Here is an 8,123-nt window from a genome sequence, read left to right as displayed (position 1 = left end):
GACAAACCGCAGGCGTAGCGGTGCTACGTCGAGGATTTGTCGACGACGAGAGGATAGTGCAGATGTGCGAAGATGGGTGGCTGAATTTATCGGAGCTTCCGCAAGAAAGAGAAATATTCTAGGGAAGCTCAGATATCAGACCTTCCCTCGATTGGAGGAGTGAAGTTGAAGCTTCCGGAGCTGAAAATTGGCGAAAAGATAGCAAAGATTCCCATCATCCAAGGTGGCATGGCGATTCGCCTATCGACGGCAAAACTGGCGGCCGCTGTGGCCAGTCAGGGGGGCATCGGCCTCATCGCCGCTTCGGGCTTGAGCGATGAAGAACTGCGCTATGAGATCCGACTGGCGCGCTCTTTGACGAAGGGCGTCATCGGCATTAACATCATGGTGGCGGCGCGGGAATTCGCCCGAGTTGTGAAGACGGCAATCAGCGAGGGCATCGACCTCGTCGTGGCGGGCGCAGGCTTTTCGCGCGACGTGTTCGGTCTGGGCAAGGAGTCGGGAACGCCGATCGTGCCCATTGTCTCCTCTGTTAAACTTGCGAAAATTTCACAGCGTCTTGGCGCCTCGGCGATCGTCGTCGAAGGCAAGGAAGCCGGCGGTCACCTCGGTACGGACACCTCCGTGCGCGAACTGATACCCGACGTCCGCAAAGCCGTAGACATCCCCGTCATAGCGGCGGGCGGCGTTCTCACGGGTCAGGACATTGTTGATCTCATAAAGATGGGCGCCAACGGCGTGCAGATGGGGTCGCGCTTCGCCGCGAGCGAGGAATCGAATGCGGCTCCCGCATTGAAGGAGTTTTACTTGAAGGCGCAGCCCGAGGACGTCGTCCTCATCCACAGCCCCGTGGGGCTGCCGGGGCGAGCTGTCCGCAATCCTTTCGCGGAGCGCATCCTCAAGGGCAATGTGCCGCCCAAGAAGTGCGACAACTGTCTCAAGGAATGTGCGCACAATTTCTGCATCATTCGTGCGCTCATTCGTGCCGAACAAGGCGATGTGGAAACAGGACTCGTATTCACGGGCGAGTACATCTCCCGCATCAAGGAGATCCTTTCGGTCAAGGAGATCTTCCGCCGGCTGACCGCCGAGGTTGCGGCCATCGGTTAGGAAGTTTCATGAGACAGAGGAAATAGTTTTTATGGAAAGACAGAGTGAGGTGTCATAGCTTGAGCAATCGTGTAGTCATAACGGGTCTGGGTGCGATCACGCCGATCGGCATCGGCAAGGAAGCCTTCTGGCAGGCGCTTCTTGCAGGAAAGAACGGCATCCATAAGATCACGCATTTCGATGCATCGGGCTGCCACGCGCAGATTGCGGGCGAGGTCACGGACTTCGATCCTGCCGCGTACATCGACAAGAAGGAAGCGAAGCGTATGGATCGCTATACGCAGTTCGCTGTTGCAGCGGCGAAGCTCGCCATCGAGGATGCGAAGCTCGATCTCGAAAAAGAGGACAGGGAGCGCATCGGTACGTTCATTGGCGCCGGCATCGGTGGCATCGAGACGATGCACAGCCAGTACCAGAAACTTTTCGACAAGGGACCGTCGAAGATCAGCCCGTTTTTCATTCCGATGATGATTGCGAACATGGCAGCTGGACAGGTCGCCATCACTTATGGTCTGCACGGCCCTTCGGCGTGCATCGTGACGGCCTGCGCAACGGGTACGGACTGCATCGGTCATGCGTTCCGCGCCATCGAGATCGGCAAGGCGGACGTCGCCGTCGCCGGCGGTACGGAGGCTAGCATCTCGGAGGCCGCCGTCGCGGGCTTCTGTGCGATGAAGGCTCTTTGCGCCGATCACAACGACGATCCTGCGCATGCCTCGCGCCCCTTCGACAAGAACCGCAGCGGCTTCGTCATGGGCGAGGGCGCGGGTCTCGTCGTCCTGGAAAGCCTGGAGCATGCCGAAAAGCGCGGTGCGCACATCTACGCCGAACTTGTCGGCTACGGCGCGAACGCCGATGCCTACCACGTCACAAGCCCTGCGCCGCACGGCGAATATCAGGCGAAGTGCATGGCGCGTGCCATAGAGGATGCGGGACTCTCTCCTGCGGACATCGACTACGTCAATGCGCACGGCACGTCGACGCATATGAACGACCAGGGCGAGACGGAGGCGATCAAAACGACGTTCGGCGCAGCGGCGAAGGACGTTTCCGTCAGTTCCATCAAGTCCATGACGGGTCATCTCCTCGGTGCTGCCGGCGGCGTCGAGTGCATTGCGACGGCGCTCGCTGTTGAAAACGACATGCTGCCGCCGACGATCAATTATGAAACCCCTGACGAGGGGCTTGACCTTGACTATGTGCCGAACAAGGCGAAGGCGAAAAAGGTGCGCGCGGCGATTTCCAATTCTTTTGGCTTCGGCGGTCACAATGCCTGCCTCGTACTGAAGAAGTTTCCGTCATGAAGAAGGCGTCGGAGGTTTTGTCCAAAACGCGCCGGGAGGCTCTTCTAGAGCTTTCCGACCATCTCGGCATAGAGTTTCAAAACATCGTGCTGCTGCATGAGGCGCTTACGCATACCTCCTACGCGAACGAGTCGAAGAACAAGGGCGTCGTACACAACGAGCGCCTGGAGTTCTTGGGAGATGCGGTTCTGGAGCTGGCGACGAGCACCTACCTCTTCGAGCGCTTTCCCAAGCGGCCGGAAGGCGAGTTGACAAAGGCGCGCGCTTCCATCGTGCGCGAGGCGACGCTCTCGCGTCGCGCGGCGGAATTGAAGCTTGGCGAATACCTGCTGCTCGGTCACGGCGAGGCGTCGATGGGTGGCGGACATCGCCCGTCGATGCTCGCCGACGCCTTCGAGGCGGTCATCGGCGCAATCTACCTCGACCGCGGCTGGCAGACGGCATACGACTACGTCCTCAAACAGCTGCACGATGAGCTTCTGACCATCGACAGCGGTGAGAATATGAAAGACTACAAGACGACCTTGCAGGAAGTCGTGCAGAAGCACGTCGACAGCAAGATCGCCTACGAGCTTCTGACGGAAACGGGACCCGACCACGACAAGACTTTTGAGTTTGCCGTGCGCATTAACGATGCGGTCTACGGCACGGGCAAGGGTCGCAACAAGAAGGAAGCCGAGCAAGGCGCTGCGCGAGAAGCGCTGCGCAAGATGAAGAAGCTTTGAAAAGTCCATAAATATCTGAAGGAAGAGGCTGTGCATAGGTCTGGAAAGACCTGTGTGCAGCCTCTTTTGTTTTGTGCCGTGAAATCCTCCTGTATCCGAGGAGATTTTAGACAAATACATAAATATTATTTATATAAGATAGAAATAGGCAGCATGGAAATAAGAAAAAGGCGGGATAGGATATATTTTCAATTATTGCGACATAATTTGAAATAATGCATATTCATTGATGTCTGCTTACTTGCTTTATGAAGAATCGGTTTATTTTCCATAAGGAAAAAGAAAAATATTCTCGAAAAAAGCCAAAAAAGATATTGACAATCCTTATCTCCGATGCTAAAATACAGAGCATATCATTAATGATATTTATAATAATGAATGGCGTTCAAGGATGTACGCCGTTCACTTTTGCGAATGGAGGCAATGGAATGAGAATGAGGAACAGGCTGAGAAAGCGCAGGTATGCGGCACTTGGTGCAGCGATATGGATGCTTTGGGGATCTTCAGCGCTTTGTGCAGCGGAAGGGGATAATGGATCTTCTTCTGAACACGTGACGACGAAAACAGTTGACGTCGAGGCGAACTATGAGAAGGAACTTCTCAAGGAGGAACCGGAGACGAAGACCATCATCACGCGAGAGGATCTCGACCGCAAGGGGGCGCGCACGCTCTCCGACGCGCTGGCTGCCGAGCAGGACATTCAGATGGGCACGGACAACATGGGGCGCAAGACGATCGCGATTCGCGGCGCGGAGGCTCGCCACACGCTGATTCTTGTCGACGGCAGGCGGCTTGCAGGTGGCCTCAGCAAGTATTACGGTGCGACGGACGAGGCAAACCGCATCGGTGTCGACAATATCGATCACATCGAGGTTATCCGCGGCTCGGGCACGGCACGCTATGGCGCTGACGCCATCGGCGGCGTCATCAACATCGTCACGAAGATGCCGCATAAAATGGGCGGCACCCTGACGACGGAAGGCTCGTGGATCGGTGAGGGCGGCAGCCAGTATAACCACAGCGTAAATTTTGCAACGGGAGAAATCGGCAAGGGCATTTATATGGACTTCTCCCTCGGCAGGAACAAGACGGCGCCGTTCCTCTACGACAATGATGGAACGTCGATGCAGTACTACGGCGAACGCATGCCGATGAGCGGGCGTGTGGAGTTTACGATTGGCAAGGGGGAGACTCTCACACTCGCCGCGGATCGTCAGACGGAGGACCTGCAGAAGGATACGGTTCTTGGAAGGTTCAGTGGCGGTAAAAGTATAGGCATGGTGGCGACGGAAGACGCCTGGCGCAACAACTTCAGCATTGACTGGAAGAAGCAGACAAGCCTTGCGGACTACCGCGTGCGCTTCTATCAGACCGAGCATGATTCCGACGTGAATTATGATGTTGCCGGCAAGGGTATGCCGTATCGTTACTTCTATTTCGATAACTTCAATCGCAGGGACAATGTCCTGGAGGCGTCGGTCGGATTGATGCCGCATGACAAGCATTATATGACCGTCGGTGCGGAATATCATGATGAAAGCGGTGAGGGTACGCGCATTACAGTGCCTGGGCAGACACCACGCCAAGAGACGCGCATATACACGATACCTGGGGATAAGCGCTCCTTTACCGGTTATATATATGAGACCTCACTCAATTATTACAGTGCCTACGTCATGGACAGTTGGCAGGTAGGGAAGAATCTTCTCGTCGTACCTTCGCTGCGCTACACAAATCACAGTCATTTCGGCGTGAATCTCTCTCCGTCCATCGGTGCGACGTACAAGGTGCGCCCCGATTTGCGCGTCAAGGCGAACATCGGCACGAGCTTCGCGACAGGCGGCATCGCTGAGCTTTACCACGATTGGGAGATGTACGAGCCATCGCTCAATGCGACGCCGCCGATTCGCAATGGCTGGCTTTTCGAGGGCAATCCGGAGTTGAAACCCGAGAAGGCACTCAATATGGATCTTTCGGTGGAGAAGGATTTTGACAAGAAGACACATGCAAAGCTTACCTTGTTCCGCAATGATTTTGATGACTATATGCAGATTGTCTATGCGGGAGAAAAGGACAGCAAGAACCTCTATGGGCGTACATATTATGATACGCATATACGCTATCCGGATCCTTGGGGATGGTCTGACTATCAAGATCTCGTGAATGCATTGAACGCTGCATCGAATTGGAATGATGTCGAGAACAATGTTGTTGGTGATTCGGAATATGCAAAGGGCATTCCTGCTACGGACGATGTCTATACATACAAGAACATTTCCAAGGCGCGCACACAGGGCGTCGAGCTTGAAGCAACGCGGGAAATTTCGCGCGATTTCAGCGTCAAGTTTGGCTATACGTTCCTTGATGCCAAAGACCGCAATACGAATAAACGCCTCGAAGGACGAGCACGTCACATGCTAAATCTCACGCTGAATTACAATGATCGCAAGAACGGTTGGCGTGCGACATTCTGGGGCGATTACGCCTGGAATTATCTCGATATACGCGACCGTATTTTTACGGGACGCATCATTGGTGACGATGGAGTTCAGGAATTGGAACAGACTGAGTTCACGAACCCGAACACGGGCGAAGTGTATCATCTATTTAAGAATGAAGAGGATGCAAAGAAATATATGAGGGGCGATATTCAGCATAATTATACGCGTGAAAAGGTTGCTCGAGAAAAGAACTACGGTGTTTGGAATCTGATGTTCGAAAAGGACGTCACGAAGAACGCGACGGTCTATGCGGGCATCACGAATGTCTTCAACACGTACGATCCCTATCTCGGTCTGGGCGGGCGCGTCTACCGTCTCGGCATGAGAATGACTTTCTGATGTTTTAAGTTGGCAAGGGGCGCTGCATGATTTACAGCGAAGCTTGACTTCATGCAGCGGCCAAGAATATTTTTGATTTTTAAGGAGTGGTTGAGAAATGGAAAATTTTATTCATCTTTTTAATAGTGGTGGTTTCGTCATGTATCCGTTGCTCATCCTCTCGCTGATCACATTGGCGATTGCGATCGAGAGGTTCTATTATTTCCGCAATAATCGCAAGGGATCGAAGACCTTCTTCCACGGCGTCTATCATGCGGCTGCGGCGAAGGATTGGGATGTCGTGCGCCAGCTTTGTTCGGAGTTCCCATCGGCTTTGAGCCGCGTCATCGGACAGGGCATGGCGCATGATCAGTCGGAAGCAGCGATGAAGAGTGCGTTTGAGGATCGTATGTCGATGGAGTCGATCAGCTTCCATCGCTACCTTGACTATCTCAGCGCCATCGTCACGATCGCGCCTCTTTTGGGGCTTTTGGGCACGGTCACAGGTATGATTCAGACCTTCAGTGTGCTGGATAACGGCGGTGGTGCAGGAGCGATCACGGGCGGCGTCGGCGAGGCGCTTGTTGCGACGGCGAGCGGACTTTGCGTGGCGATCATCGCCTTCTGCTTCTATACGTACTTCGATCATCAGCTCGATATGCTCGTCACGGACACGGAGCGCCTTTGCTCGACGGTCCTCGGGGCGAAAAAAGAAAGTTGGGATGAGGCATGAACTTCAGCAAGCATCGTAAGGGAAAAAAGCCGGTCTTTATGATCATCCCGATGATTGACATCATCTTCTTCCTGCTCGTGTTCTTCATGATGAACAGCCTGCAGACGGTCGCGCAGAAGGCGCTTGCCGTGCAGCTGCCTCAGGCGCAGAGCGCGTCGGCGCCGGCACAAATGCCGATCATTATGACGCTCGACGAGGAAGGTCACATCACGATCGACAATAAGCCCGTGAGCATTCAGGAATCCTCGGATATTATGAAACGGCATATGCAGGAAAATGCGAATGCGGCTGTCGTTTTACAGGCAGACAAGCGCACGGCGCATGGGCAGGTCGTAGTTGTCATGGATATGCTGAAGCAAGTGGGAGTAAAACGCCTGTCGATCGCTGCAGAACAGAAATGACGGAAGGGATGGAATATGGAGCAAAATCTTTCATGGATAAAAGCGTATGGTGTTTCCATCTTGCTTCACATCGTGATTGCTCTGCTCTTTGCCTTGGGGTTGGCGCAAGTCGTTGCAGAAAAGGAGCAGCAAACCTATGTCGTCGATCTTGCCACATCGGATTTCAGCCAGGGCAGTGGACATGAGGGTGGCGGAGGAGGTGGCTCCCTTGCGGCCTTCCCAGAGCCTCTGAAGGAAGAAGAGATGACGAAACGTGTGGAAACTGTGCAGCAGGCGCAGACGTTTGCTGCCGAAGCGGAAGCCGTGACCAAGCCGGAAGCTGTGCAGATGCCTCCGCCGGCGACGACTTCGGCTTCCGATGCGACGCCAGCGGCAAATACGTCCAGCACAGCTGCTTCGGCGGGTTCGAGCGCTGTCTCTGGCGGTGGTGATGGAAGCGGCTCCGGTACGGGCAGCGGCTCCGGCAGCGGCTCGGGCGATGGTACGGGCAGCGGTTCAGGCAGCGGTGACGGAACCGGCTCGGGACATGGTACGGGCAATGGCTCGGGCAACGGACAGGGCAGCGGTGACGCTAATGTCGCTGGGACGGGGACTGCGCCCTTTGATGAATCTGGCTTCTGGGCTGCAGTGGATGCAAACAAAGAATATCCGTATATGGCAATAAAACGACATTTGGAAGGGTCTGCTTCGGTAGGATGCACCGTGACGACTGGTGGAAGTGTTGTCGGCGTTTTTCTAAACGCTTCATCGGGGTATGATATGCTTGATGATGCAGCCGTTGCAGCTGTACGAGCTGTCGGGAGTTATCCGAATCCCACTGGTCACGATGTTCCGATTACAGTTCCCGTACGATTTAATTTGAATTAGAACATGAGAAGCGAGCGGATTTTTCCGTGTGCTGAAAGCAGTGTATATGGCGTTGTCATGGGAAATGGGCGAAAAAGCGCGTCATGCCGCTTCGTATGATGGCTGAACATATGCCCTGGAGATCAAAGAGATTTTACAGAATGGAACAGAAAAGGAGATGTCTA

Annotated in this window: 7 protein-coding genes; all 7 read left to right on the top strand. The window is 54.4% G+C overall.

Annotated features, from left to right (window positions below):
- The first annotated feature begins 165 nt into the window (after window positions 1-165).
- The 7 genes from QZ177_RS04140 (at window position 166) to QZ177_RS04110 (ending at window position 7,959) form a co-directional block, all read left to right on the top strand.
- Window positions 166-1,110 (top strand): nitronate monooxygenase, encoded by a 945-nt coding sequence (locus QZ177_RS04140; RefSeq protein WP_294175609.1) that lies wholly within the window; start codon window positions 166-168, stop codon window positions 1,108-1,110.
- A 59-nt stretch (window positions 1,111-1,169) separates the two neighbouring features.
- Window positions 1,170-2,414 carry a beta-ketoacyl-ACP synthase II gene (fabF, locus tag QZ177_RS04135; RefSeq protein WP_294175608.1) on the top strand — a complete coding sequence of 415 codons (1,245 nt, stop codon included), beginning with the start codon at window positions 1,170-1,172 and terminating at the stop codon, window positions 2,412-2,414.
- On the top strand, window positions 2,411-3,139 hold the full coding sequence (rnc, locus tag QZ177_RS04130) for a ribonuclease III (RefSeq protein ID WP_294175607.1): 729 nt from the start codon (window positions 2,411-2,413) through the stop codon (window positions 3,137-3,139). The genes fabF and rnc overlap by 4 nt, the downstream gene beginning before the upstream one ends.
- 428 nt (window positions 3,140-3,567) lie before the next feature.
- On the top strand, window positions 3,568-5,979 hold the full coding sequence (locus tag QZ177_RS04125; protein WP_294175606.1) for a TonB-dependent receptor: 2,412 nt from the start codon (window positions 3,568-3,570) through the stop codon (window positions 5,977-5,979).
- A gap of 97 nt (window positions 5,980-6,076) precedes the next feature.
- The gene (locus tag QZ177_RS04120) at window positions 6,077-6,691 is read left to right on the top strand and encodes a MotA/TolQ/ExbB proton channel family protein (RefSeq protein ID WP_294175605.1); all 615 of its coding nucleotides are present in this window, start codon (window positions 6,077-6,079) and stop codon (window positions 6,689-6,691) included.
- Window positions 6,688-7,092, top strand: coding sequence for a biopolymer transporter ExbD (locus QZ177_RS04115; RefSeq protein WP_294175604.1), 405 nt, complete (start codon window positions 6,688-6,690; stop codon window positions 7,090-7,092). Before QZ177_RS04120 ends, QZ177_RS04115 begins: the two co-directional genes overlap by 4 nt.
- Window positions 7,093-7,107: 15 nt before the next feature.
- Window positions 7,108-7,959 (top strand): TonB family protein, encoded by an 852-nt coding sequence (locus QZ177_RS04110; RefSeq protein ID WP_294175603.1) that lies wholly within the window; start codon window positions 7,108-7,110, stop codon window positions 7,957-7,959.
- The last annotated feature ends 164 nt before the right edge of the window (window positions 7,960-8,123 follow it).

Origin of the sequence: uncultured Selenomonas sp. (assembly GCA_905372355.1) — a bacterium.
Taxonomy (GTDB): domain Bacteria; phylum Bacillota; class Negativicutes; order Selenomonadales; family Selenomonadaceae; genus Selenomonas.
Note: the sequence above shows the minus strand (reverse complement) of the source record. Positions and strands in the feature narration are given on the sequence as shown.